The 24,378-nt window shown below is 70.1% G+C and carries 20 protein-coding genes; 8 read left to right on the forward strand and 12 right to left on the reverse strand.

The window, feature by feature from the left end; translation table 11 throughout:
- Positions 1-21: 21 nt before the first annotated feature.
- Positions 22-1,317 (reverse strand): MFS transporter, encoded by a 1,296-nt coding sequence (locus tag SALPAC2_RS0101230; RefSeq protein WP_018214812.1) that lies wholly within the window; start codon positions 1,315-1,317, stop codon positions 22-24.
- 72 nt (positions 1,318-1,389) lie between these two features.
- On the opposite strand from SALPAC2_RS0101230, the gene SALPAC2_RS0101235 reads away from it, so the two are divergent.
- Positions 1,390-2,295, forward strand: a complete 906-nt coding sequence (locus SALPAC2_RS0101235) for a LysR family transcriptional regulator (RefSeq protein WP_018214813.1) — start codon at positions 1,390-1,392, stop codon at positions 2,293-2,295.
- A 57-nt stretch (positions 2,296-2,352) separates the two neighbouring features.
- On the opposite strand, the gene SALPAC2_RS0101240 is transcribed toward SALPAC2_RS0101235, so the two are convergent.
- The 5 genes from SALPAC2_RS0101240 to SALPAC2_RS0101260 form a co-directional block, all read right to left on the reverse strand.
- Entirely contained in the window at positions 2,353-3,060 is a 708-nt protein-coding gene (locus SALPAC2_RS0101240) for a cation transporter (RefSeq protein ID WP_018214814.1), read from the reverse strand.
- Entirely contained in the window at positions 3,057-3,437 is a 381-nt protein-coding gene (locus SALPAC2_RS0101245; protein ID WP_050563152.1) for an ArsR/SmtB family transcription factor, read from the reverse strand. Before SALPAC2_RS0101245 ends, SALPAC2_RS0101240 begins: the two co-directional genes overlap by 4 nt.
- Before the next feature lie 78 nt (positions 3,438-3,515).
- On the reverse strand, positions 3,516-5,387 hold the full coding sequence (locus SALPAC2_RS0101250; protein ID WP_018214816.1) for a hypothetical protein: 1,872 nt from the start codon (positions 5,385-5,387) through the stop codon (positions 3,516-3,518).
- Between the two features lie 127 nt (positions 5,388-5,514).
- Positions 5,515-6,369 carry an alpha/beta hydrolase family protein gene (locus SALPAC2_RS0101255; RefSeq protein WP_018214817.1) on the reverse strand — a complete coding sequence of 285 codons (855 nt, stop codon included), beginning with the start codon at positions 6,367-6,369 and terminating at the stop codon, positions 5,515-5,517.
- A gap of 196 nt (positions 6,370-6,565) precedes the next feature.
- The gene (locus SALPAC2_RS0101260; RefSeq protein ID WP_018214818.1) at positions 6,566-7,840 is read right to left on the reverse strand and encodes an SGNH/GDSL hydrolase family protein; all 1,275 of its coding nucleotides are present in this window, start codon (positions 7,838-7,840) and stop codon (positions 6,566-6,568) included.
- 392 nt (positions 7,841-8,232) lie between these two features.
- Here SALPAC2_RS0101260 and SALPAC2_RS0101265 point away from each other — a divergent pair, with 392 nt between their 5' ends.
- Complete coding sequence (locus SALPAC2_RS0101265; protein WP_050563069.1) at positions 8,233-10,341, forward strand: DNA gyrase/topoisomerase IV subunit B; 2,109 nt, start codon at positions 8,233-8,235, stop codon at positions 10,339-10,341.
- Between the two features lie 71 nt (positions 10,342-10,412).
- The gene (locus SALPAC2_RS0101270; protein WP_018214820.1) at positions 10,413-12,896 is read left to right on the forward strand and encodes a DNA gyrase/topoisomerase IV subunit A; all 2,484 of its coding nucleotides are present in this window, start codon (positions 10,413-10,415) and stop codon (positions 12,894-12,896) included.
- Between the two features lies 1 nt (position 12,897).
- Here SALPAC2_RS0101270 and SALPAC2_RS0101275 read toward each other — a convergent pair whose 3' ends face one another.
- Genes SALPAC2_RS0101275 through pseB form a run of 6 tightly spaced genes read right to left on the reverse strand, consistent with a single transcriptional unit; the run spans position 12,898 to position 19,478 of the window.
- Positions 12,898-13,959 (reverse strand): PseG/SpsG family protein, encoded by a 1,062-nt coding sequence (locus SALPAC2_RS0101275; protein WP_018214821.1) that lies wholly within the window; start codon positions 13,957-13,959, stop codon positions 12,898-12,900.
- Positions 13,956-14,687: a cytidylyltransferase domain-containing protein gene (locus SALPAC2_RS0101280; protein ID WP_018214822.1), complete on the reverse strand. Its 732-nt coding sequence runs from the start codon at positions 14,685-14,687 to the stop codon at positions 13,956-13,958. Before SALPAC2_RS0101280 ends, SALPAC2_RS0101275 begins: the two co-directional genes overlap by 4 nt.
- Positions 14,684-16,456 (reverse strand): methyltransferase domain-containing protein, encoded by a 1,773-nt coding sequence (locus SALPAC2_RS0101285; RefSeq protein WP_033661748.1) that lies wholly within the window; start codon positions 16,454-16,456, stop codon positions 14,684-14,686. The genes SALPAC2_RS0101280 and SALPAC2_RS0101285 overlap by 4 nt, the downstream gene beginning before the upstream one ends.
- 22 nt (positions 16,457-16,478) lie before the next feature.
- On the reverse strand, positions 16,479-17,336 hold the full coding sequence (locus tag SALPAC2_RS0101290; RefSeq protein ID WP_018214824.1) for a hypothetical protein: 858 nt from the start codon (positions 17,334-17,336) through the stop codon (positions 16,479-16,481).
- A gap of 10 nt (positions 17,337-17,346) precedes the next feature.
- Positions 17,347-18,495 carry a DegT/DnrJ/EryC1/StrS family aminotransferase gene (locus tag SALPAC2_RS0101295; protein WP_018214825.1) on the reverse strand — a complete coding sequence of 383 codons (1,149 nt, stop codon included), beginning with the start codon at positions 18,493-18,495 and terminating at the stop codon, positions 17,347-17,349.
- A gap of 5 nt (positions 18,496-18,500) precedes the next feature.
- Positions 18,501-19,478, reverse strand: coding sequence for a UDP-N-acetylglucosamine 4,6-dehydratase (inverting) (gene pseB, locus SALPAC2_RS0101300; RefSeq protein WP_018214826.1), 978 nt, complete (start codon positions 19,476-19,478; stop codon positions 18,501-18,503).
- 251 nt (positions 19,479-19,729) lie between these two features.
- Here pseB and SALPAC2_RS0101305 point away from each other — a divergent pair, with 251 nt between their 5' ends.
- The 5 genes from SALPAC2_RS0101305 to SALPAC2_RS0101325 are packed head-to-tail and all read left to right on the forward strand — an operon-like array spanning position 19,730 to position 24,365.
- Positions 19,730-19,972 carry an acyl carrier protein gene (locus SALPAC2_RS0101305; RefSeq protein ID WP_018214827.1) on the forward strand — a complete coding sequence of 81 codons (243 nt, stop codon included), beginning with the start codon at positions 19,730-19,732 and terminating at the stop codon, positions 19,970-19,972.
- Positions 19,953-20,705: an SDR family NAD(P)-dependent oxidoreductase gene (locus tag SALPAC2_RS0101310; protein WP_018214828.1), complete on the forward strand. Its 753-nt coding sequence runs from the start codon at positions 19,953-19,955 to the stop codon at positions 20,703-20,705. The genes SALPAC2_RS0101305 and SALPAC2_RS0101310 overlap by 20 nt, the downstream gene beginning before the upstream one ends.
- Positions 20,702-22,099 carry an AMP-binding protein gene (locus tag SALPAC2_RS0101315; protein WP_018214829.1) on the forward strand — a complete coding sequence of 466 codons (1,398 nt, stop codon included), beginning with the start codon at positions 20,702-20,704 and terminating at the stop codon, positions 22,097-22,099. Before SALPAC2_RS0101310 ends, SALPAC2_RS0101315 begins: the two co-directional genes overlap by 4 nt.
- A complete protein-coding gene (locus SALPAC2_RS0101320) occupies positions 22,093-23,142 on the forward strand; it encodes a LuxE/PaaK family acyltransferase (protein ID WP_018214830.1) in 1,050 nt (349 codons plus the stop codon). Before SALPAC2_RS0101315 ends, SALPAC2_RS0101320 begins: the two co-directional genes overlap by 7 nt.
- Positions 23,139-24,365 carry an acyl-CoA reductase gene (locus tag SALPAC2_RS0101325; RefSeq protein WP_018214831.1) on the forward strand — a complete coding sequence of 409 codons (1,227 nt, stop codon included), beginning with the start codon at positions 23,139-23,141 and terminating at the stop codon, positions 24,363-24,365. Before SALPAC2_RS0101320 ends, SALPAC2_RS0101325 begins: the two co-directional genes overlap by 4 nt.
- Positions 24,366-24,378 lie beyond the last annotated feature (13 nt).

Genomic DNA, 24,378 nt, shown 5'->3' on the forward strand with positions numbered 1-24,378 from the left:
GCGCAGCCAGTTCGGGTGGGTTCAGCGGTGGAGATAGCCGGTCCGGGCTTTGGAGCCCCGGGGCGAGGGAGCGACCTTGGCCTGGCCCGGGGCCAGGAGGGTCACCGTGACGGGTCTCCAGGACAACCCGGCCGCGCCGACTGCGGCGGCGATCTGGAGGAGCCCGGTGGTCAGGAGTACGGCCTCGGCCCCTGCCCAGCCGATCAGGGCTCCGCCAGCCAGCAGCCCCAGGGAGGTGCCTCCGGAGTGCAGGACTGTCTCTGCGGTGAAAGCCGCTCGGCGTTCGGGGCCCTGGGTCTGCTCGCTGATCAGAGCGTTCAGGGCGGCGAGCCCCCACGGCATCGCGGCTCCGCCCACTGCGGCCACGGCGGCGACACCGGTCCGGCTCGGTGCCACCAGTGGCAAGGCGACGAACACGGCCCCGAGCACGACCCAGGAGGACAGCATCGCCGTCATCCGCGGCAGGCGGTCGATGACCGTTGGCACCAGCAGGGAAGCGGCCACGGATGCGGTCCCGTACCCGCTCATGCCCGCGGCGATGAGTGCGCCGGGCCGGTCGTGCTCGACCCCGAGTACGGCCAGGCCCAGGCTGAACCCGAACCAGCACATCCCGCCAACCCCGGCCATGAGCGCGCCGGTCGCGATCTGCGGGTGGGAACGGAGCACCGCCAGAGCAGAGACCGGCCGTCCCGGCGTGGCCGCTCCCGAACCGCCGCCCTGGCCTTCGTGGGATGTCGCGCTACGGGCGGGGACGGCCAGGAAGGCGATCGCGGCCAGGGCGACCACGGCGGTCTCGCACCACAGCAGCGCGCTCGCGCCCAACATGGTCACGGCCCAGGCCCCAGCGGGTGGGGCGAAGATCATCGAGACTCGGTGGGCGAGGTCCTGCCAGGCCAACCACTTCGCTGGTCCCGTCCGGCCGCCGCGGGCGACGTGTTCGTCGGCGAGGTCGGAGACCAGGGATCGTTCGGCCGGGCCCAGCAGTGCGCCCGCGACCCCGGTCACCAGGCCGGAGGCGCACAGCGCGACCGCCCCGACCTGACCCACCAGGGAGGCCACGGGGACGATGGCGAGCCCGGCGGCGTGCAGGCCTGCCACTACCGCCAGGGCTCTCCCGCCGGTGAGGCGGTCCCGCAGCCCCCTGCCCCACCAGCCCACCGTCAGTAGGGGTAGCCCGGCCATCCCGCCCACCAGCCCCGTGGTCCAGGCATGTCCGGTCTCCTCCAGCGCGACCAGGGGCAGGGCGACGGCGGTCATCCTCGTCCCGATCCAGGTCACGAACGTGATCACGGTCAGTAGCAGCAGTCCTCTCCGCACGCACCGATCCTCAACCGCCCTCCGCCGACCGGGTAGAGATCCTTTCGCGTAGCTGGCTCATACGCTGGGGGCATGAGACCCAGCCTGAAAACCGAGGACCTGGTGCTGGTCGAGGCGGTGTCCCGGCACGGATCGGTCGGGGCCGCGGCCAAGGAACTGCTGACCACCCAGCCCTCGGCCTCGCGTCGACTGGCCGCGCTGGAGCGCCGCCTGGGGATCAGGTTGTTCGAGCGGGACACGACCGGGGCCCGCCCGACGCCGGCCGGGCGGGAGCTGGCCCGGCGAGGCGTACGCCTGCTGGCTGACCTCGACGCCCTCCCCGCCCAGCTCGCCGCTGCGATGCAGGCCCCGTCGTTGAGCTTGGGCACGATCCAGGGGCTGGCCCCGATCGTGTTCACCGCCGCCCGGATCGAACTCGCGGGCGTGACACTTCAGGCTGAGGTCGAGCACGGCCCCACCCTGATCGGCCGGGTCCACCAGGGCCTGTTGGACGCGGCGATCGTCACGATCGCAGAGCAGGCCGTCCTGCCCCACGGCCTCCAGGTCACCGGGCTCGGGGCCTCCCCGCTGGTCCTCGTCCTGCCCGCGGACACCGCACCCCTGGCCCCCGGCAAGAAGACGCTGGCGGGAAGGGAGGTGCTGTACTCCTCGATGGATCTGGCCGGCGAGCACCTGCACGCCGGGTTGACCGGGCTCGGCGCGCTCCCGCAGCCGGGCCCCACAATCGAGGCCACCCTGCGCATCGCCCGGTACCGCAAGGTCCCGGCCGTGGTTCCCGTCCTCGCGGCCCGCTGGTGGGATGACCGCACCGACCGCCTGCTGCCCTCCCCGGTGCCGGGGAAGGTCGTGCTCTCGCTGGTGACCCGGCCCCCGAGACCATCTCACCTGGCGCGGGTGCTGCCTGCCCTGACCGCGCGGATCCTGGGCGTCGCGCAGGATGCACCGGACAGGCCCGAGCTGGGCGTGGCTCGCCGGTAACTGCGGCCCGGCAGCCGCTCGTTCCTGGCCTGCCGGGCACGCGCACCGCCGGAGCGGCTACGACTGGGGTGTGGCCGCGTCGGATTGGCACCCGTCGGTGCAGCTTGGTGCCGGGTCGGCGGTGGCGGTGGCGCGGGTGGGCGGCGCGCAGTCGTCGCACTGGTCGCCCCGCCACGCCGCGATTCCTTCCCGTACCGCGACGGCCGCGATGGCGAGCGCGGCGATGGGGTCTGCCCAGGACCAGCCGAGCCCGGCGTTGAGGAGCAGTCCCACGAGGAGTACCGCGGACAGGTACGTGCAGAGCGCGGTCTGGGTGGAGTCGGCCATGACGGTGGCCGAGCCGAGTTCCCGGCCGGTACGCCGCTTGGCGCGGACCAGCAGGGGCATGACGATCAGCGAGGCGACGGCGAGGCCGATGCCGACCGGGCTGGGGCTGGCGTCTCCGTCGCCGAGTAGCGCGCGCCCGGCGTCGACGGTGATCCAGGCGGCGAGGGCGAAGAACGAGACACCGATTAGTCGCAGCGCCAACCGTTCCCGCTCCTCCGGCACCCGGGAGCGGAACTGCCAGATCACCACGGCCGCGCTGGAGACCTCGACGAACGAGTCGAGGCCGAAGCCGATCAGCGCGGTGGAGGAGGCCGCGGCGCCGGCGGCGATCGCGATCAAGCCCTCCAGGAGGTTGTAGCCGGCGGTGGCGTAGGCCAGCCAGAGGCTGCGGCGGGACAGGAGCGCACGCCGCTGGGGGGTCAGGGTGGAGGCGGTCACGCGTGGTCTCCTCGGTCGGTGGACGAGCCGTATGTCGGGCAGAGGGCGACTGCTTCGCCGGTGGCGGCGAGGAGTTGTTCCGCCGAGCGCAGCAGGGCGGGCAGCTCGGGCCGGGCCAGCGCGTAGAACGACTGGCGGCCCTCGACCCGGAAGTCGATCAGTTGACAGTCCCGTAGGCAGGAGAGGTGTTTCGAGACGGTTGACTGCGCCAGTCGCAGCTCGCGGGTGAGGTCCACCACCCGGGCCTCACCATGGGTGAGCCGGTGCAGGATGGCCAGCCGGGCCGGGTCGCCGAGCGACCGGAACAGTGCGACGGCCGGTGCGAGCCCCGAAGGGGAATCAATCGTCACCCAGCGATGATAGCACCGTTGATGCATCACTCTGTCGCGGCCGGCACGGGTCGCGGTGCCCTGCTCGGCGCAGCGCGACCCGTGACCGGCGGTCAGCGGCGGGGGTCAGTCGATTGGATATTCGGTGAGATAGACCGGCTGGCCGACGCGGGTGGTGTCGGCCGCCGCGCCGATCCCGTTGACCACATGATCGATCGTGCCCGCGTTCAAGTTCACGGTCATCACGCGATGGAGCTGCACTCCGGGGCGGTTCGGCACCTCGAATCCGTTTTCGGTGTGGATCGACGGGTTGTTTCGGTTATACACGTACACCCCGCCGGCGTAGAGCGTGTGGTGCCGTACCCGGTCGTTGACCTTGTAACCGGCCCAACCCTGCACGTCGCCCTTCATCCAGTCGGCCTGCGTGGGCGGGTCGTAGGGCAGCTCGTTCTGGTAGAGGATCGTGGTGCCGTGCTCGCCGTTCCACACCGTGTTGTGGCGCTGGAAGTGCTCGACGAAGAGGCCGGTCGCGGTGACCCGGTCGCCGTTGATGATCGCGCCGTACCGCCCGGTGTTGGTACGCCAGCGGTCGGTGTCGCCCTTGACCCCCTCGGTGAAGTCCTCCACGCCGTGGTCGCCCCGCCACACCCAGGTGTGGTCGATCAACACGTCGTCGGCGTTGACCTCCAGCGCGGTGTGGGTCCGGCCGATGTGGGGCCCACCGACCCGGAAGTACACGTCCGAGAGCGTGATCGGGTTCTGTGGTGTGCTGTGGTTGCGTCCGTGCCGTTTACCAACGCGGAGCAGGACCGGCGACTCGTGGAGCCCCGCATCGATGGTCACCCCGGCCACCACGACACCGGGAACGCCGGCGACGTTGAGCGGCGTGGCGCCGTCGACGGCGGTCAGGGTGGCGTGCCCCAGCCCGAGGACCACCGTGTCCGGCCGGCGGATCTCGATGCTGCGGGCGATGTCGTAGCGGCCGGGGGTGAGCAGCAGGTGCTTGCCCCGCGCCAGCTCCCGGTTGATCGTCCGCACGGAGTCACCCGGACGCGCGATGTGGAAGTCGCGGATCGGGATGGTCCGGCCGGCGGTGGGGCCCGTGGCCCAGGAGACGCCCCGGGTATCGCGGCGGGCGGCCGGCACCTTTACCTGGTACCGCCCGCGATCGTCGACGAAGAGGTACGGCTTCTCCCGGCTCAGCGGGGTGGTGTCGAGCGTCGTGTACGGCGGGTCGGGGAAGCTGTCGTCCTCGGGTGCGCCGGCAACGCCGGTGAAGACCTGGTTCCAGACGCCGTTGGACCAGCTGTCGATCTCGCTGTTGCGGGTCAACCACTGCTGCTGCGAGCCGTTGACGACCTCGGGGAGTCGGGAGTCGGCGATGAACCCGCCGCTGGCGTACTGCGGGCCGGCGGTGCAGTAGTCCATCAGGGACAGGGTGCCGCCGCTGACATCGAGGCGGCGCATCGACACCGCCTGCGACACCGCCCAGAAGTTCGCCGAGGAGCGGCAGTCGTCCTGCCCAGCGGGGTCGATGCGCAGTGCCAGGTTGGACAGGGTGCGCCAGAAGTTGACCAGCGCGAGGCAGTTGCTGGTGCCCTCGTCGTCGAGGCAGCGGTTGTAGACCTCGATCTTTCCGTTGACCTGGACGTCGGTGGGGGTGGCGCCGAGGCCGGAGACCTGGGTGTAGTAGCCGAGCTTGACCTGCAACGGCTGGTCGGCGCTGCCGTACTCGCCGGGCAGGAAGAGGTAGGCGTGCCGGTCTGTTCCCATCTCGGCGTCCACCTGCGCGGCGTGCCGCGCGTCCATGGTGGCCTGGATCTCGTCGAGGGGCGTCTCCGGGCTGAAGATCGTCACGTTGGGGCCGAAGTCGGGGGTGCCGGGGCGGGGTCCGCCGGCGCTGGCGGCGCCGGGGGCGGAGGCGGTGACGGCGACCGTCAGCGCGAGGCTGAGCCCGAGGGCTCGGCGTACGCGTCGTTGTGGCTGGGGAAGGGGCATGCGTTCGTCCTCTCGTCACGCGATGGGGAGAGAGCGCTCTCTCGGTGTTGCGGGGGGACGGCCTGTACGGGTGGGGGCTGACCCCGTTTCTACCCGGTGAGCAGGCTTGAGGGAAGAGGGTCGATGGCTACCCCTGGGTCGCGAACCGGGCGATTCGGGTGGCCAGCGGGGTCGCTGCGGTACGCGTCCAGCTGAAGTGGTCGAGCCGGCTGCCGCCCGGCTCGGCCCCGTGGCGCTCGCGGGTGATGGGAGCGCCGGTGAGTTTGGCGCAGAGGTGGTCGAGGGTCTCGTGCGGGGTGTACTGGTCGTTGTCCACGCTGACCGCCAGCACCGGCGTGCGGAGGTCGCGGAGTGCCGCCTCGGCGTCAACTCCGTCCAATTGGGGGAAGCGCCCGGTGCGGGCGGTGTAGGCCCAGTCCCGGACCACCCCGCGCGCCAGCCGACCGCCGAAGCCCCAGCCCGGCCACACCCCGAGTAGTCGGGTGGCGACCGCGATCGTCTGGGAGAACGGGAGGACGGCGTAACCCCGCGGTCCGGGCGGATAGCTGCGCCACCAGGGGAGCCCGACGGCGACCAGGGCCAACCCGTCCACATCGTGCCCCGGGGTCAGCGCCAGGTGCAGCAGGGCCGTCTGGCCGCCCAGAGAGTGTCCGAGCAGGAGAGTACGCCGGCCGTTTCGCTGTTCCTTCAACGTCGCCAGCACCGCGCCGACATCGGTGGCCAGCTCCGCGTACCCGTAGCGGCAGCGGCGGCTCGGGCGGGGTGTGCTCGCTCCGGTGCCGCGAAGGTCGGCGACCGCGACGGCGAGCCCGGCGGCCCGGAGCGCGGTGGCGAACGGGCGGTAGTACCGGGCGGGTACGCCCATTGCGGGGGAGATCAGTACCAGCGGGGCGTCGGCGGTCTCCGCCGGCTCCGGATAGATCTGCAGACCGAGGCGGGCTCCGTCGACCTCGACGAATTCTTGCTGGTAATCCGCATTCACCAGCCCAATCTACGGGGTCGATCTACTGACAAGTAACCAATCGGTGACTGTCGTCACGTCGATCCGGGTCGGGTCGGCGTCGGCGCACCCACTACCGGCGCGCCCACGTCGACCTCGCCCGCTAGCGGGTAACACAGACGCCTCGCGGATCCGTTCGGTGCGCGGATCCGCGAGGCGCCGGGTGTGGTGGTGAGGGTCAGCTCACCGCGATCGTGCCGTTCGGGGAACGGACACAGGAGACCTCACGGGAACTCGTGGACGCGGCGCCGGTCAGGCACTGCCCGAGCGCCAAGTGGCCGGCGGCGTTCGGGTGCCACGACTCCTGACACGTCTGGAAGTGATCCACGCAGGTGCCGGCGATCCGGTTGATGTCGAGCTTGTCCGCCCCTTCGAGGCTGGTGACGTAGGTGCCGCTGGGTCCGTCCATCAGACGGACGGCGGTGGCGAGGGCGTGCTGCGGACCATCCGTCGTTTCGCAGAGCCGGGCGCCGTCGAAGGCCTGCTGCACGTTGAGCAGGACCACGTCGGCGTTGGGGAACTCGCTGGTGACGTCAGTGTGGACCTGGCTCACCATCGTGCCCAGACCCTGCGAGAAACGGTGACCGGGGGCGAGGCTGGCGCGGTGGATCGGGCACCCGGCGGCGTACCGTTCGCGGCCGAGGTCGCGGAACTTGTCCCGCGTGTCGTCCCGGTTGTCCTCCGTCCAGTAGGCGTGGTCCAGCTCCTCCGGCAACGGGTTCGTGTAGTCCTGGAGGATGACCCGGTGCTCGCCGTCGGCGTCCACCTCCGCGAGCGTGCTAAGAACCTGCTGCACCGCGGCGCTGGTCTCCGCGGTCGCCGCGGCGAGCTCGGCGTCGGTTGCCAGGTCGTCGTCGGAGCAGGGATCCTGTTCCACCGCCCAGGGCTCCGCCCAGAACTCCCACCAGCCGATCCAGGCGTCGGCGATGAACCGGTTCGCGCACTTCTCGGCCACCTTGCCAAAGGTGAACGAGCTGTTGTTCGAACCGACGCCGATGAGGACCAGGTCGATGTCGTGGGTTTCGGCCACCGCGCGGAGCTGGTCGAGCTGGGCGGCGACTTGGCGCCCGTTCGTCCGGTCGGCGGAGGCGTTGGCGATGTCGGCCGGCTGGCCGCCGGAGCAGGCGAGGTTGAAGCGGTCCTCGATGCCGGGCAGGTTGGCCCGATGGAGTGAGGCGTTCGCCGAGCGGTGGCAGAAGTAGGCCGCGCTGTTCGACGCGGACCATCCGGGGAAGGTGCTGGTCTCCCCGTTGATATCGACCACGGGAGTGTACGCCCCGGCGCCCTCTCCGCTGATGAAGCTGTCTCCGAGCGCTACCGCGGCGGTGGGTGGTGCGCCGGCCGGAGCGGTGGGCGGTGTCTCGGCCAGAGCCGGCGATATGACCGTCGCAGAGAATGTGGTCGTGGCGACGGCGATGCCGGCGGCCAGGACGGTACGACCCAATCTGGACATGTGATGATCACCCCTATCGAGATGTGAAAGATCCGCTGGGAGGGGATCAGATCACCCATCGATCGCAAGTGTCAATACTCACTAGTAACGAATCTCACGGCAGTGGGTTTTGTGGTGAAATCTTCGCCGTACCCGTGGTGCGGTGGGGCGCCCGGCCGGGTCAGGCCGCTCCCGACGGGGGCCACCGGACGCGCCTGAACGCCCGGATGGGATGCCGGCCCGCCGGGGCCTACGGGTGTCGGCTCCGGCGTCGCGGCACGGCTGTCGCCTGGGTCACGGCCGGAATCGCTGGGCGGCCCCGATCCGTTACTCCGGTTGTGGGCGCGCGAACGGGCCCAGCGGGGCCCGTCGGGGCCTACGGCTAGGCTCGCTGCGGCGTGCCGCACCGGCCAATGCCTGCTGTGCGTGGCACCATACCCGCCGAGACCTGGGAGTACGACCAGTTGACCGCAGAGCCTGAGACCCTGTATGAGGCCGACGACCTCACGCATCTCGAGGGGCTGGATGCTGTCCGTAAGCGTCCGGGGATGTACATCGGCTCGACGGACAGCCGTGGCGTGGGTCACCTCGTCAACGAGATCCTCGACAACTCCACCGATGAGGGAGTCGCCGGTCACGCGACCTCCATCGAGGTGACGCTGCACGCCGACGGATCGGTGCAGGTCGACGACGACGGTCGCGGTATCCCCACCGACGTGCACGCGAAGTCCGGAATATCGGGAGTCGAGCTGGTGCTCACCCGGCTGCACGCCGGTGGCAAGTTCGGCGGCTCCGGCTACAAGACCTCCGGTGGCCTGCACGGCGTCGGCGCCTCGGCGGTCAACGCCCTCTCCCGCCGGTTCGACGTAACGGTCCGTCGTGGCGGCAAGATCCACACGATGTCGTTCCGGCACGGGGTGCCGGGTGCGTTTGACGGCGACGGGCCGCAGGCGCCCTTCACCGCCGGTCCGGGCCTGCAGGTGGTCGGTGCTGCCAAGCGTCGGCAGCGCACCGGCACCTCGATCCGCTACTGGTACGACCCGCGCTACTTCGAGGTCGGCGCCACCCTGGACGCCGACGCCGTACGGATGAAGCTGCGCAACACCGCCTTCCTGGTCCCCGGGGTCAGCTACCTGCTGCGGGACCACACCGGAGCGGAGCCGGTAGAGGAGCGGTTCCACTACCCCAACGGCCTGACCGACATGGTGGACTTCCTCGCCCCGGCCGGCGACCGCCCGGTCTCCGGCACCCTGCTGGTCCGTGGCGAAGGGGCGTACCGGGAGAACGCCGCCGACGCCAACGGCGTGATGCAGGCCAATGTGCCCCGTCGTGCCGAGGTGGAGGTGGCCTTCCGCTGGGGCACCGGTTACGAGCGGACCGTGGAGTGCTTCACCAACACCATTCGTAACGCGCACGGCGGCACCCACCGCAAGGGCTTCGAGCGGGCCCTGACGCGGACCCTCGCCGAGGCGATCCGAAACACCCGTGGCCTGCTCAAGGCCAAGGAGGACCCGCCCACGCTGGACGACATCCTCGAGGGTCTGACCGCGGTAGTGCACGTGCGCGTCCCAGAACCGCAGTTCACCTCCCAGACCAAGGACGAACTCTCCACCGCCGGTATCACCAAGGTGCTCCAGCGCCTGGTCGAGCAGCACCTCAAGGCCTGGCTGGAGGAGCGTAAGACCAAGACCGAGGCGCGGACCGTCCTCCAGAAGATCGCCGATGCCGCCCGGGTCCGGCTCACCCAGAAGCAGCAGAAGGAGGCGGCGCGGCGCAAGACCGCCCTGGAAGGCGCGTCGATGCCGGCGAAGCTGGTCGACTGCCGGTCCACCGGGGTGCAGCGCAGCGAGATGTTCATCGTTGAGGGGGACAGCGCCCTCGGCACGGCGCGGTTGGCCCGCTCGTCGGAGTACCAGGCGTTGCTACCGATCCGCGGCAAGATCCTGAACGTACAGAAGGCGAACCTTCAGCAGGTGCTGGACAACGCCGAGTGCGCCGCGATCGTGCAGGTGTTGGGGGCCGGGTCGGGGCGCACCTTCGACCTCTCCGCCGTGCGCTATGGCCGGGTTCTGATCATGGCCGACGCCGACGTGGACGGCGCGCACATCAGGACGCTGCTGATCACGCTCTTCGCCCGGTACATGCGACCGTTGATCGAGGCCGGCCGGCTGTACGCGGCGATGCCGCCCCTGCACAAGATCACCACAAAGGGGCGCAAGCCGCAGACCATCTACACCTACACCCAGGAGGAGATGGAGGCGACCGTCCGGCGGCTGGAGCAGGCGGGCAAGCAGATCGTCACCCCGATCCCACGGTTCAAGGGGCTGGGCGAGATGGACGCCGACGAGTTGTGGGAGACCACGATGAACCCGGCCGGACGGGCGGTCCGTCGGATCACGCTCGAGGACGCCGAGGAAGCCGAGCGGGTCCTGGAACTGCTGATGGGGGAGAAGGTGGAGCCCCGTCGGAACTGGCTGATCGCCTCCGCCGACCGGGTCGACCGTGAGGCGATCGACGCATGAGACCCGGACCGGCCGCGGATCACGTGGGCACCGGCACGAGCACGGAAACAGTCCGAGGGGAAAGCTGAGTCATGGCACGCCGCAAGGGCCCGAAGGTCGACCTGTCCGCGTTCGACCAGGCGGGCGCCCGGGTCTTCGACAATCCGCTGGTCACCGAGGTCTCCGACTCCTACCTGGAGTACGCGTTCTCGGTCATCCACTCCCGTGCCCTGCCGGACGCCCGAGACGGGCTCAAGCCGGTGCACCGGCGCATCCTCTGGTCGATGTACGAGTCCGGCCACCGTCCGGACCGGGGGCACGTCAAGTCGGCTCGGGTGGTCGGCGACGTGATGGGTAAGTACCACCCGCACAGCGACGTGGCGATCTATGACGCGTTGGTCCGGCTGGCGCAGGACTTCTCCCTGAACGCACCCCTGATCGACGGGCACGGCAACTTCGGCAGCCCCGACGACGGCCCAGCCGCGGCCCGCTACACCGAGGCCCGGATGTCGCGGGAGGCGATGCTGCTCGTCGGTGAGTTGGGCGAGGAGACGGTCGACCTGGGGCCGAACTACGACGGTTCATTGACCCAACCCACCGTGCTGCCGGCTGCCTTCCCGAACCTGCTGGTCAACGGTGCCTCGGGGATCGCGGTCGGAATGGCGACCAACATGATCCCGCACAACCTGGGTGAGGTGGTCTCCGCCGCCCGCTGGCTGATCAACCACCCGGACGCGACGCTGGACAAGCTGATGGAGTTCGTGCCGGGGCCGGACCTGCCGACCGGCGGGCTGCTGCTCGGCCTGGACGAGGTACGGCGGGCCTACGAGACCGGCCGCGGCGTGGTGCGGATGCGCGCCAAGGTGGAGATCGGCCCGATCGAGGGCAGCCGCGGCCGGCAGGCGATCACCGTCGTCGAGTTGCCCTACGGCATCGGCGCCGAGAAGGTCATCGCCGCCGTCACCAACGAGGTCACGAAGACCAAGCGGCTCACCGGGATCGCCGACGTCAAGGACCTCACCGACCGGGAGAACGGCACCCGGCTGGTCATCGAGTGCAAGGTCGGGGTGAATCCACAGGTACTCCTCGCCGACCTCTACCGGCTGACCCCGCTGGAGCAGTCGTTCGGCGTCAACAATCTGGTGCTGGTGGACGGGCAGCCGCAGACCCTGGGGCTGAAGGCCCTACTGGAGGTCTTCCTGGCCCATCGGTACGAGGTGGTGACCCGACGCAGCGCGTACCGGAAGCGTCGGCGGGAGGAACGGCTGCACCTGGTGGATGGGCTGCTGGTCGCGCTGCTCGACATCGACCGGGTGGTCAAGCTGATCCGGGGCAGCGAGGACGCACAGGCCGCGAAGGAAGGGCTCATGCGGCGCTTCGGGCTCTCCGAGATCCAGGCGACCTACATCCTCGACACACCGCTGCGCCGGCTCACCAAGTACGACCGGTTGGAGTTGGAGGCCGAGCAGGAGAAGCTGCGCGGCGAGATCGCCGAGCTGTCCCGGCTCCTGGACGATCCGAAGATCCTGCGGAAGGTCGTCTCCAGCGAACTGGGCGCGGTGGTGAAACAGTTCGCCGCGCCGCGCCGCACCACCCTGGTGGACGGGGATCTGAAGGAGGTGCTCGCCGCGTCTGTGCCGGCCGGCCCACTGGAGGTCGCCGACGACCCCTGCCAGGTGATCCTCTCCTCAACCGGGCTGGTCGCCCGGACCGCCGCCGAGTCGGAGGAGGCGGTCGAGGGGCATCGCCGGAATGGCCGGGTCCGGCACGACGCGGTACGCGCCGTCGCCCACTCCACAGCCCGGGGCAGGGTACTGCTGGTCACCAGTGGCGGCCGGGCATTCAAGGTGGACGTGCTGCCGCTGCCGGTGCTACCTGAGCAGTCCGGCACGGTCTCCCTGCGCGGTGGGATGTCCGCGGCCGAGTTGGTGCCGTTGGCACCGGGGGAGACGGTGGTGGGGATCGCACCGCTCGGTGCGTCCGCGGCCGGCTCGCCGGGGCTGGCGCTCGGCACCCGACAGGGCATGGTGAAGGTCGCCGCGCCGGACTGGCCGGTGCGCGCCGACGAGTTCGAGGTGATCACTCTCCGGGACGGCGACGAGGTGGTCGGGGCGACCTGGCTGACCGACGGAGCGGAGAGCCTCGCCTTCGTCACCTCGGAGGCGTCGCTGCTGCGCTACCCGGCCGGGTTGGTCCGTCCGCAGGGTTTGCGGGGCGGTGGCGTCGCCGGAGTCAGCCTCCCCGATGCCGCGCGAGTGGTCTACTTCGGCGCGGTCCGCACCGACGACCCCGCCCACGGTGAGCCGATGGTGGTCACCTCGACCGGCGCCACGGTGAAGGTGACACCGTTCGCGGCCTATCCGGCGAAGGGACGGGCGACCAGCGGCGTACGCTCCCAGCGCTTCCTCAAGGGGGAGACCGAGGTGGTTGTCGCCTGGGTCGGTCCGCGTCCGGCCGGTGCGACAGCGAACGGCGAGCCGGTGGAGCTACCGGCGGCCGACCCACGTCGCGACGGCAGCGGTTTCGCCGTGCTGCTCGGCCCCGCCGTGATCGGCCATCAGATCGACCGCGACTGACCTACCGTTGGCCGGGCGCGGTCGCCCCGACCAGCGCCTGGACGGCATCAGCCACGCGGGCCCGGCCTCGTCCATCCACCATGGCCCAGGCCCGCGCGGCGAGTTCGGCCCGGTGTTCTGCGGAGGCGAGTAGCTTGCGCAGGGTCTGGACGGCGCTGGCGCGGGCGGAGGTTCCGGCCGGTCCGGTGGCGGTCAGCTCGGTCAGCTCGCCGAGCCCGGCCGCGACGCCCTCCCGGATCACCCGGTGGTACGAGTCGTGTTGGTTGTCGACGACGCAGACCAGCGCCGAGGGGACACCGAGGCAGCAGAGCTCCCAGGTCGAGGTGCCGGCGGCGGAGACCACCAGGTCCGCCGTGGCGATCAGGTCCGGCAACGTGTCGGTGGGCGGTATCGCCCGCACTGTTTGCCGGGGGGCAGGGCGTAGCGTCGCCAACTCCGCCCCGATCGATTCGCGGGCGACCACCACGGTCAGGTCCAACGGTTGTCCGGTGGCGAGTAGCAGCCGGGTCAGCGGCGGGGCGGCGCCGAATGCGTCGGTGCCGCCGAAGAAGGCGAGTACCCGCGGTCGAGCGGTCGGCGTCGGCGGGCGGGGCGCGGCTGGTCGCCGGTCGAGTATCTCCCGGCGGAGCAGGGCGTAGTTGGTGCCGGCGAGTAGCCGGTGGCCCGCCGCGTGACGGCCGGCGCCGAGGTTCTGGTCCAGGTACAGGTCGGCGTCCTGACCGCGGGTGTCCCCGTCCACCACGGCGAGGGTACGAATGCCCGCCGCCCCCAGCGCCCCGGCGCAGGCCGGGTCCAGCTCGTACGAGTCCAGAACCAGCACGTCCAACTGGTGCTTGCGGGCCGCCGTCACCAACTCGTGCGGGGTGTCCGGTCCGGGGTGCCGCGGGATGCCCTGGTTGGCGAGTTGGCGGGCGGCCCAGTCCACGTTGGCCACGCTGCCGAGCAGTGCGACGTGGGCGTCTCGGGCGAGAAACTCCTCGCCTAGGGCGAGGCAGCGGATGAGGTGGCCGACGCCGCGACGCGCGCCCGCATCGCAGCGTAACCCGATCCGGAGCGTCCTCACGCCTCCTCCAGCTGCTTCTGCTGGACGTCGGCGTTGAGGGCCCGCAGTGCTGGTTGGTCGGCCAACCAGTCAGCGAGCGTGGCCAGCGGCACGGTGACATCACCGAAGTGGTCGGCTATCGCGCCTACCAGGGCTAGGTCCTGTTCGGTGTCGAGGGTGAGCCTCAGGTTGGAGCGGTCCGGGGTGAGAGTCACCCCGAGCACCCGGAACAGCTCCGGATGGGTGTACGCGTACGAGGTGACGTGGACCCGGTGATGGTCGGTGGCGATCCGGTGCAGGGTCCGCAGCGCATCCGCGTGGATGATCTCGACATCCATGCCGCGGGGCAGGGTTCGGGCGATCGAGGTACTGACGTAGTCGAGGCCGGGGACCGCCTGGTAGACGTCGGCGACGAGGCGGATGATCTCCGGGTCGAGGAGGGGGCAGTCGGCGGTGAAGCGGGCCACCGCGTCGCCCGGGTGCGCGTCCAACGCGCCGATGAAGCGGCTGAGGACATCGTCTACCGGGCCGCGGTGGCAGGCGACGTCGAGCTTGGCGCATTCGTCTGCGACCGCGTCGTCACCGGGCTCGGTGCTGGTGGCTACCACTAGGTCGGACAGCTTCTCGCTCTCCCGGGCGGCTCGGACCACCCGGCCGAGGACGCTGCGTCCGGCGAGTGGACGGAGCACCTTGCCGGGAAGCCGGGACGAACCCATCCGAGCCTGGACGACGCCGACGATGCCGCTCATCGCTGCCCACCTCGCGCCCGCTGGTTGAGTGCCTTGCGTAGGCGCCGCTTCAGCGCCCTGATGGCCCGTCTGGCCCAGCGGGCCGGGATGATGACCAGCCGACCCAGCCGGAAGCTGACCGATCCGCTTAGCCCTTTGATCACGGTGTCAGCTCGGCGTAGCGCCCGCTCCCGGCTGGTGATCAGGTCTTCGGTCCAGCGCAGCACCGCCTGGATCCGGTTCAGTTCCTCGCGCTGGCGTAGCCACGCCTCGTGTAGCTGTTGGTAGCTGCGCGTGCCGGGCGGCGGCGAGTTCGGCTCCAGCGCGTCCAGCTGGTCCCGGAGCTCCTCCTGGCCCGCCGGGTCCAAGTCCGTCCGGGCGGCGACGAGCGCCGCCTCGGTCTCCACCGCCACCCGCACGGTGGCGCGGTCGAGGTCACGACCAGCCACCCCGCCAAGAACAACGGTGAGCCCAGCCAGGTCGAGAGTGGAAGACCAGGGGTGGGCGTAGCCGCCGGTCAGCAGGGTGGCGGCGAACCGCCAGAGACCGCGGGCCAGCGCGACATTCACCGGAAGCGGGACGGCCGCCTGCCACCTCGGGTCGAGTACGGCAAACCGTTCCCCGTCCACCACCACGTTGTCGACCCCGGCCAGCGCCGGCGCGCCGGAGAGCTGGCCGGCAACGGCGGCGGAGTCGAGCCAGTGGGCGTATCCGGAGAGCAACGTCCGCAGCTGGTCCAGGTCCTGCCGGAGGCAGGCGTCCAACAGCAGGGTGCGCAGGAGGCGACCAGCCGGGACCGGCCCGGTCAACGCCCCGGGATCCCGGTACGGCGAGCCGGTCTCCGGCCTGGTTCGCAGCGGCGGCTGGGTGACCTGCCAGTGCCACTCCTGCCCGGCGGTCACCACCTCGATTCCCCCCAGGTCGGGCGGACCGGTCTGGACCAGCACCACCGGCAGGTCGGCCGGCTCCACCGCCGGAAGCGGGCTACGCCGGGCGGAGACCACCCACGCCGGGGCGAGCCCCGAGGCCAGCCCGGCGTGCAGCGCGTCAACCGCCAGCCGGGCCGGGTCCTGAAGCACCGACCGGTCGGCGTACCCGTCCGAGCAGGCATTGTGGAGCACGGCGTCGAGCAGGCCGGCGGAGGTCCCCTGGTCGAGCGCTTCGGTAGCCACCAGGGTGGTAACCGACTCCGGGTGCGGGTACGCCGCGAAGAAGGCGCCTGGGATCAGGCCGGCATCGACGAGGCGGCCGCGTAGCTGGTCGAGGTTGGCGGGGTGGCCCGCGTCCAGCACCCCTTCCACGGTCCACCGGTTGTCGTCCCGGGCGGCATACCAAGGGGACACGTCAACGATGCGGTGCAGACCGACGGGGTTGTCCATGCGGAGCAGCAGGGTTCCGCCCGGACGCAGCCGGTCGGCCAGCATGGCCAGCACCCCGTCCCAACCGAGTCGGGTCCCCTCGATGGATTCCACCGAATCCAGCCCGGACGTGGCGATAACCACGTCGTACGTCTCGTCGGCGGGCAACCCGGCCGGGCCGCCGACGATCACTCGTACCGGGAGTTTGGCCGCGTGTTCGGCCAGCGCCACCCCGTCTAGGTGGCTGCGGAGCAGACAGGTCACCTCGGCGTGGACCAGTCGGTCGAGGAAGCCGGGCGCGTGCGGCCCGGCCAGTAGCACCCGGGCACCGGCCGGCACCACCCGGGCGCCAAGGATGCCGAGGGGCCCGCCAGCGGTCAGCTCCTCGGTAGGTAGGTCGGACCACGCCAGCATCTCGCCACCGGGGAGCATGATCGGCTGGGCGTGGTCAGTGTCAGTCGTCAAGGTCGTTCTCCTGAAGATGCGCCCAGCCGAGCAGCTCGCGTAGCTCGGCCGGGGCGCAGCGATGGTCGGTGCCCAGCTCGGCACGGGCGATCTCGACGGCGGTGGACAGCGTGACCGACTCGCCGTGAAGTTCCGGCCACTGTCTGCGGATTCGGGCCGTGCCGCCGAAGGTCGGATCTTCGTCGGCGAGCACCATCGGGTCACCGTAGACCGCCGGTTCGCACCCGGCGGCGATGCCGTAGAAGATGGCGCTGGTCAGCCGGTTGGAAGCGACCCGCTGGTGCCGACGGAGTTCGGTGAGCTGCTTGTCGAGGAAGAGTGGGTCGGTGTCCCGCCACCAGTGGCCGCGATAGCCGTGGCAGATGACCCGGAAGCCGGCCTTTTCGTAGAGCCGACGTACCCGGCGCATGCCGTACTCGTGCCAGTAGAGGCACACCGTCACCGGGCCGGGCTCGGTGTCCCGGATCCGGGCGATCAGTTCCTTGTGATCACCCTTGACGTGCTGCCCCTCCCAGCCATGGAACGGGTACCAGATGGTGCCCTCCCGTTTCGTCGGCATGGTCCCCACCGGTTGGGGATCCTGCGGACGCAGCGCGAGCAGGTAGGTGAAGGGCGCCCCGACAACGACGACGTTTCGCCTTCCCACCGCCCAGGCCCGGCGACGGGTCTGGGCGGACCAGAGCAGGCTCGGTGTTCGCTCGACGTACGGGTGGCCGGGTGCCAGCCCGTCGCCGATGTTCCAGCCGTGCTGGACATAGCCGTTGATCCGGGGCGGGTGCCGATCGCCGAACCCGCAGTATCGGGCGAGCACGTGGGCGTGGCCGTAAAAGTGGTTGGCGTGATGCATCGGTTCCGTCTCAGCAGGCGGTGGTCGGCGCCGGTGCCCGCAGCGCGGTGGTGAGGGCGTCGACGACCCGCTCCTGGTCGGTGTCGCTGAGCGTCGGGTACAACGGAAGGGAGAGCTGCTGGTCGTAGAACGCCTCGGCGACCGGACAGGATCCGCGCCGGTAGCCGAGGTCGGCGAAGACCGGGTGGAGGTGCGCCGGAAGGTAGTTGACCTGCACGCCGATGCCGGCGGCCCGCATCCGGTCATAGACCTCGCGCCGCCGCCCGTCAAGCACTCGGATCGGATACAGGTGCCAGGCTGGGCTGGCCCAGTCGCGGCGGGTCGGAAGCAGCACACCGGGCAGGTCGGCGAGCGCCTCGTCGTACCGTCGGACGAGCCGTTCCCGGGCGGCGCGGAACTCACCGAGTCGCCGCAGCTGGCTGCGGCCAAGCGCACAGAGGACATCGGGTAGTCGATAGTTGAGGCCGAACTCGGGCACCTCCTGGTGCCAGCCGCCCTCGTCCGGCCAGCGCTGCTCGGCCCGGTCCCGGACCAGGCCGTGGTTGCGGAACCGGCGGGCGCGCTCCAACACGGCCGGGTCGGTGGCTGCGACCGCGCCGCCCTCCGCCGTGGTGAGGTTCTTCGTGGGGAAGAACGAGAACGTGGTCAGGTCAGCCAGCGAGCCGACCGGCTGACCGCGGTAGGCGGCACCGATGGAGTGTGCGGCGTCGGCGAGTAGGAGCGTGTCGTTGCCGGACAGGGCCGCACGGATGGCGTCGTAGTCGGCCGGGTGGCCGGCGTAGTCCACCGCCGCCACCACTCGGGTCCGCGGCGTCACCGCCGCGGCGGCCGCCGCGGGATCCAGGGTGAAGGTCTCCTCCTCGACGTCGGCGAAGACCACCTTGGCGCCGAGGGCCACGGCGGTGCTCGCGGTGGCCACGAAGGTCATCGGCGGCACGACCACCTCGTCGCCGGGACCGACGCCGGCCGCCGCGTAGGCGGTGTGCAGCGCGGCGGTGCCGTTGGCGACCACCGCACAGCCGACTCCGCCGGTCCAGCGGGCCAGGTCATCCTCGAACGCCGAAACCTGGGGGCCGGTGGTGAGCCAGTCCCCACGGAGGGCGGCGGCGACCGCGGTCACGTCGTCCTCGACGATGGACTGCCGGCCGTACGGGAGCATTGTCGTCACGCGGTGATTCCGAGCATGTCGCGCATCTGGTCCGGGGTGAGCCAGAGGTCGTTGCTGTCCGACTGGTAGGCGAAGCCGTCCGGGACCGGCTCGCATTCACTCGGAGGCTGGTAGCCCCAGGTGGCGATGGTCGGCTGCACGATGAACCGGTCGGCGGCGCGCAGCGTGCGGCGGCTGTCGTCCGGCGCGATCATCTCCTCGTGCAGCTTCTCGCCGGGGCGAATGCCGATCTCGTGCGTGGTGGCCTCCGGGGCGACCGCCTCCACCAGGTCGAGGATGCGCATGCTGGGGATGCGCGGCACGAACAGCTCGCCGCCCTGCATCTGCTCAAACGAGTCCAAGACGAACTGGACTGCCTGCTCCAGCGTGATCCAGAACCGGGTCATTCGCTTGTCGGTGATGGGCAGGCTCCGGCCCTCGGCGGCGAGTCGCCGGAACAGCGGTACCACCGAGCCACGGCTGCCCATCACATTGCCGTAGCGGACCACGGCGAAGCGGGTCGGGTGGCCGGCGGCGTAGTGGTTGGCCGAGACGAAAAGTTTGTCGGCAACGAGCTTCGTCGCCCCGTACAGGTTGATAGGGCTGGATGCCTTGTCGGTGGAGAGTGCGATGACCTTCTGCACCCCGGCCTCGATGGCGGCATCAACGACGTGCTGGGAACCGGTGATGTTGGTGGCGATGAACTCCGAGGGGTTGTACTCGGCGGTATCGACCTGCTTGAGAGCGGCGGCGTGCACGACGAAGTCGATGCCGTGCATTGCCCGGGTCAGCCGGTGGCGGTCCCGGATGTCACCGATGAACCAGCGCAGTCGTGGGTCGTCACCAAGGTCCCGACGTAGTTCGTATTGCTTGAGCTCGTCTCGGGAAAACACCACCACCCGAGCCGGCGTGCTCTCGGCTAGGACATTGCGGAGGAATTCCTTACCGAAGGATCCGGTTCCTCCGGTGATCAGAATGGACGAACCGTCCAACACGCTCAACTTCGTGCTCCGTTCCTGGTCATGTGGCTGCCACACGAGGGGTTCCCTGGTTGGCACTGGCATGATACGTGCGGGTGGGGGGAATGGCTACGCCCAGTGTTGCGCTCTCCATATGGGCGGGCGCATGCTAGCATCCGCCCTAGCAGAGGCGTCAGGTGAGCCTGGCGGCCGTAATAGCTGCGATTTCCTCCGCTACACTCGGCCGTCGATCCGGCCGTGCGAGCCGGGTGGTGAGGAGTGCCACAGTGGAACTCGGACGGCTCAGGCACGTCTTTCGGAATTCCCTGGAACTGTCAGATGAACTTCCGGTGGACGATTTGGAATATCGCGGTAACGCACAGTGGGATTCGCTCGCGCACATGTCCCTGGTTGCGGCGATCGAGGACGAGTTCGGGGTGATGCTCGACACTGACGAGGTGATCGACCTCAGCTCCTTCATCCGCGCGCAGCAGATTCTGGAGAAGCACGGTGTCGTCCTCACCGACTGAACTGCCGGACACGCGATACGCGTTGATTACCGGATCGACTCGGGGTATCGGTCGAGCCATCGCGACGCGGCTGGCCTCGGCGGGCTATATCGTCGCCGTTCACGGCCGGACTCTCGGAGACGCTGAGCAGGTCGCGGCTGCGTTGCCAGGCGGTCCGCATCTGGCGGTGCACGGCGATGTCGCGGACCCCGAGCAGGTCCGCGCGTTGGTTCGGCTCGTGTTCCAGCGGTGGCGCCGGCTGGACGCACTGGTGGTCAACGCCGGCGTGCACGCGGCCGGTTTACTTGGTTCCGTCGCCGATCCGACGATCGAACGGCTCTTCTCGGTCAATGCGGCCGGCGCCGCGCACACCCTCCAGCAGGGCGTCCGGCTGCTGCGGCGGGGACAACGCCCAGCCGCGGTGCTCACCGCCTCGGTGGTCGGTACGGCCGGCGCCGCGGGCCAGGCCGTCTACGCCGCCAGCAAGGCGGCTATTGAGGGGTTGACCCGGGCTGCCGCGAAGGAACTCGGCCCGGCGGGAATCCGGGTCAACGCGGTCGCGCCCGGCTTCATCCGTACCGACCTCCTCGCTGACCTGGATGCCGAGGGCCGCGCGGCTCGGGTCGCGGCCACCCCACTGGGCCGGCTGGGGGAGCCGGAGGATGTCGCCGAGGTGGTGGCCTTCCTGCTGGATCCGGCGGCGAGCTTCGTCACCGGTCAGGTGGTTGGAGTGGACGGCGGTCTCACCCCATGATTGGCCTGCTGCACCCCGATGCTCGCCTGGTTGAGGCGGCCAGCGGTGCCACGCTCGGCGGCGTCGACCTACATGACCGGGTTGCGGAGCTTGGCACCGCGCTGGACCGGGAGCCGCCCGGAGTGGTGCTGGCCCCCATGCCCACCACGGTCACCGCGGTTCTTCGGTTCCTCGCGGCGCTGCGCGTGGGCCGGCCGATCGCACTGGTCGATCCGCGAATCGAGGGGGAGCGACTGGCCGACTTGGTCGATCGTTTCTGCCCGGCGGTGCTGTTCGGCGATGCCGAGTCGCTGCCCGGGTATCGCCCCGGGCCGGACCAGCGGCTGGGTGACTACCAGCGCCGCGCCGGAGATCCCGGGCCGGCCCCGCACCCCGACCTGGCGCTGTTGTTGACCACCTCCGGTTCGACCGGAAGCCCCAAGCTGGTCCGGCTCTCCCGGGCGGCGGTGCTGTCCAACGCCGCGGCGATCGGCGCGGCGCTTGGGATCGATGGTGACGAGGTCGCGCCGACCAGCCTGCCGCTGCACTACACGTTCGGGCTGTCGGTGCTCACCAGCCACCTCTACGCTGGCGCCACCGTGGTGGTCGAGGAGAACGCCCTCACGACGCGGGACTTCTGGTCCAACGTGGAACGGTTTCACGTCACCTCGCTGGCCGCGGTGCCATACCAGTACGAGATGCTTCGTCGGCTTCGCTTCGATCCCGTCCGATACCCCCGGCTGCGGACGCTCACCCAGGCTGGCGGCCGGCTGAACCCCGACCTGGTCGAGGACTTCCACCGCCGGATGGCCGCGGTTGGTGGCCGGTTCTTCGTCATGTACGGGCAGACCGAGGCCACCGCTCGAATGGCTGTGCTGCCCGCGGACCGGCTGCCCGCGAAGCTCGGCTCGGCGGGTGTTTCGGTGCGTGGTGGCGAGATCACTGTTAGCCCCGGCGACGGGCCCGAGACGACTGAGCCGGGACGCACTGGCGAGATCGTCTACCGGGGTGCCAACGTCATGATGGGGTACGCCGAGACCGCCGCTGATCTGGCCCGGGGCGATGATCTGGGCGGGGTGCTGCGTACCGGAGACCTCGGCCGACTGGACGACGAGGGATTCCTCTACATCACCGGCAGGATCAAGCGGATCGCCAAGATTTTTGGGGTACGAGTCAACCTCGACGATGTCGAGCGGTCCGTCGCGCGGCATGGCCCGGTCGCGGCGGTGGCTGGTCCGGACCGCTTGGTGCTGGTCGTTGAGGGCGCCGACGACGACCGGTTGGCCCGGATTCGAGCCGAGGCGGCCGAGGGGCTGGGCACCCACTCCTCCGGCATCCTGGTCCGCAGCGTTGACGCGCTGCCGTTGACCGCCACCGGAAAGCCTGACTACCGAGCTCTGGAGGACCAGTGCTGACCGACGTGTTCACGCGGCCCCAGCCAGACAAGGAGAAGCAGCTACGTGACGAGCTGAACGCCTTGGTGTCGCACCATCGGCAGTCCTGTCCGCCGTACGCCCGGATCATGGACGCACTCGGTGTCAGGGGCGAAGCGGCGACTGTGGCCGAACTGCCCTGGCTGCCGGTCCGACTATTCAAGACCAAGAAGCTGGTGAGCGTTCCTGAAGATCAGGTGATCCGGGTGCTCACCTCCAGCGGAACCACCGGTGAGGTGAGCCGGATTCACCTGGACCGAGGGGCAGCGGCCACCCAGTCCCGGATGCTCGCCCGGACCCTCGCCACCGTGCTCGGCTCGCGCCGGCTACCGATGCTGGTGGTAGATGGTCGTGGCGTGGTCGGCGACCGTCGCTCATACTCCGCTCGGGGCGCGGGTGCGCTTGGCATGGTGAACTTCGGTCGGGATCATCACTGGCTCCTTGACGCCGACGACCGACCGGACGTCGAGGCGCTGCGGGCCTTCCTGGACCGGCACGGTCGTGAGCCCTTCCTGATCTTCGGGTTCACCTTCATGGTCTGGACTTACCTCTACGAGGTGGCCCGTGAGCATGGACTGGACCTTTCCCAAGGGATCCTGGTGCACTCCGGTGGCTGGAAGAAGCTCGTTGATCGAGCGGTCGACAACGCCGAGTTTCGTCGCCGCTTTGGTGCGGACACCGGTCTGACGCGGATTCATAACTTCTACGGAATGGTCGAGCAGATTGGCACGGTCTTCCTGGAGGGGCCGGAGGGCGGCTCGCTCTACTGCCCAGACTTCGCCGACGTGATCATCCGGGACCCGGTGACCTGGCAGGAGGTGCCGGTTGGCACGCCGGGCGTCATCGAGGTGCTGAGTACCTTGCCGACCTCGTACCCCGGGCATGTGCTGCTCACCGAGGACCTCGGTGTGGTGCACGGGATCGACGACGGACACTGGCCTGGTAAGCGGTTCAGTGTGCTCGGCCGGTTGCCCCGCGCTGAGGCGCGCGGCTGCAGCGACACCTATCAGGGAGGTACGCCATGACGCTTCGGATGCGTTTCCCCGTCGGCGAGGCCGTCTCCTCCGTGGCGGACCTGCTGGCTCCGAACGAGGTTGAGCCGTTGGCCGTGGGAGATCCACGGATGGTGGACTTCCTGGCCGCGGTCGCCAAACGGCTACTCACTCCGGCGTTGGCCCGGCGGCACCCCGAGCTGGGCTCACTCGGGTTCTTCCTCCGTCGCCGGGAATTACTGGGCGCGGTAGAACGGCTGCACTCCACGCTCGGGCCGGACACGCTTGTGTTCCCCCGCGGGCGGGTATTTCACGTCCCACCGGCGAACGTAGACACTATTTTCGTCTACTCGTGGGCACTGTCCGCGCTGGCGGGTAACACCAACGTGGTCCGGGTGTCGCCGCGTTCTGCAGCGGCCGCCGACGCGGTACTTGAGGTGCTCAACGCCAGCCTCGCCGAGGCCGACCCGGTGGTGGCCCGTACCCAGCTCATGGTCACCTACGGTCACGATGACGCGGTGACCGCCCAGCTGAGCGCTACCAGCGACCTGCGCGTCCTCTGGGGTGGCGACCGGGCGGTGGAGAACCTCCGACGGCATCCGCTCGCGCCGGCAGCCCGGGACCTCACCTTCCCTGATCGGTCGTCCTTCGCCATGTTGTCGGTGCCCGGCTGGGCGGCGGCCTCGCCGCAACGGCGGCGAGAGGCAGCCAACGCGTTCGCCAACGACGCGTACTGGTTCGATCAGGCAGCCTGCGCCTCTCCACGTACCGTCTTCCTGGTTGGCGCGGCGGAGCAGGCTGATGAGGTCCGGGCCGAGTTCGTCGCCCTGCTGGAAGACGTGGTCCAGGAACGCGGCTGGGACGTGGACGCGGCGATGGCGGTGGAGAAGCGGGTCGGTGCGTACGGGTTGGCTGCCGATGGGGGAGTGCGGCGGATGGTCTTCCACCGCAATGCCCTGGCAACCCTGGAACTGGCAGAGGTGTCAGCCACCCCGCGGCACTGGCTCGGCGCCGGCACCTTCCCGTTCGTCACTGTGCCTGACCTGACGGAGCTGGTGCCGTTCGTGCGTCGCCGCGACCAAACCCTCACCCACTTCGGCTTTGATCGGGATGAGCTGACGGCCCTAGCCCGGAGCCTAGGAGGGCGGGGAGTCGACCGCATCGTGCCGTTCGGCGCGGCGTTGACCTTCGCTCCGGTGTGGGACGGTCACGATTTGCTGCGGGAGTTTGTTCGGCTGGTCACGGTCAACGACTGAGGACAGCTGGGGC

Origin of the sequence: Salinispora vitiensis, assembly GCF_000378825.1 — a bacterium.
GTDB lineage: Bacteria > Actinomycetota > Actinomycetes > Mycobacteriales > Micromonosporaceae > Micromonospora > Micromonospora vitiensis.

What these genes read in the sequence shown, in the direction of transcription:
- SALPAC2_RS0101270 (WP_018214820.1), top strand. Translation starts at nt 10,413, where the DNA reads ATGGCACGCCGCAAGGGCCCGAAGGTCGACCTGTCCGCGTTCGACCAG.
- SALPAC2_RS0101290 (WP_018214824.1), bottom strand. Translation starts at nt 17,336, where the DNA reads ATGCATCACGCCAACCACTTTTACGGCCACGCCCACGTGCTCGCCCGA.
- SALPAC2_RS0101245 (WP_050563152.1), bottom strand. Translation starts at nt 3,437, where the DNA reads ATGCATCAACGGTGCTATCATCGCTGGGTGACGATTGATTCCCCTTCG.
- SALPAC2_RS0101325 (WP_018214831.1), top strand. Translation starts at nt 23,139, where the DNA reads ATGACGCTTCGGATGCGTTTCCCCGTCGGCGAGGCCGTCTCCTCCGTG.
- SALPAC2_RS0101235 (WP_018214813.1), top strand. Translation starts at nt 1,390, where the DNA reads ATGAGACCCAGCCTGAAAACCGAGGACCTGGTGCTGGTCGAGGCGGTG.
- SALPAC2_RS0101295 (WP_018214825.1), bottom strand. Translation starts at nt 18,495, where the DNA reads ATGCTCCCGTACGGCCGGCAGTCCATCGTCGAGGACGACGTGACCGCG.
- SALPAC2_RS0101265 (WP_050563069.1), top strand. Translation starts at nt 8,233, where the DNA reads ATGCCTGCTGTGCGTGGCACCATACCCGCCGAGACCTGGGAGTACGAC.
- SALPAC2_RS0101285 (WP_033661748.1), bottom strand. Translation starts at nt 16,456, where the DNA reads ATGCTCCCCGGTGGCGAGATGCTGGCGTGGTCCGACCTACCTACCGAG.
- SALPAC2_RS0101250 (WP_018214816.1), bottom strand. Translation starts at nt 5,387, where the DNA reads ATGCCCCTTCCCCAGCCACAACGACGCGTACGCCGAGCCCTCGGGCTC.
- SALPAC2_RS0101260 (WP_018214818.1), bottom strand. Translation starts at nt 7,840, where the DNA reads ATGTCCAGATTGGGTCGTACCGTCCTGGCCGCCGGCATCGCCGTCGCC.
- SALPAC2_RS0101280 (WP_018214822.1), bottom strand. Translation starts at nt 14,687, where the DNA reads ATGAGCGGCATCGTCGGCGTCGTCCAGGCTCGGATGGGTTCGTCCCGG.
- SALPAC2_RS0101315 (WP_018214829.1), top strand. Translation starts at nt 20,702, where the DNA reads ATGATTGGCCTGCTGCACCCCGATGCTCGCCTGGTTGAGGCGGCCAGC.